Source organism: Corallococcus interemptor, assembly GCF_003668875.1.
In the GTDB taxonomy this organism is placed as follows: Bacteria; Myxococcota; Myxococcia; order Myxococcales; family Myxococcaceae; genus Corallococcus; species Corallococcus interemptor.
Genome location: NZ_RAWM01000376.1, coordinates 1 through 426, shown reverse-complemented (window position 1 = coordinate 426; position 426 = coordinate 1). Strand labels below are relative to the sequence as shown.

The 426-nt window shown below is 56.6% G+C and carries 1 protein-coding gene; it reads left to right on the top strand.

Translation table 11 applies throughout. The features are described 5' to 3' along the window. Positions 1-426, top strand: a 426-nt coding sequence (locus D7X96_RS40650) for a hypothetical protein (RefSeq protein WP_208647462.1), incomplete at both ends; no start/stop codon positions are given.

The following is a 426-nucleotide window of genomic DNA, read 5'->3' as shown; positions in this document are numbered from 1 at the left end:
GCACAGAACTGATGGATGCAAAAGCTTCAAGTCCCACCTGGAGAACCTTGTGAGAGAGGGGCACCTGAGGGACTACCTCAAGGAGGAAGGCCGGGACAGCAGCCGACCTCCGCGCCGAGATGATGGCAGCCAGGATAGCGAACCAGAGGGAATCATCAACGTCATCCACATCGCTCCTCCGCCTAAGGGGAGCTCCCAGGCCCGTGCCGAGGCCAGAAGAGCCTCCCATCAGAAGCATGTATTGACTGCGGCGCCGGAACCAGCTGCAAAGAAAGCCAAGACAGAGGGGCACAGAATATGGTTCTCAGACAGGGACCTAGAGGACATCGAACTCCCACATAACGACCCTCTAGTACTCACCTTGAAGCTGCAGAACTTCTTGGTTCAGAGAGTCCTTGTCGACCCACTGAAGGCTCTCTTCCAGAA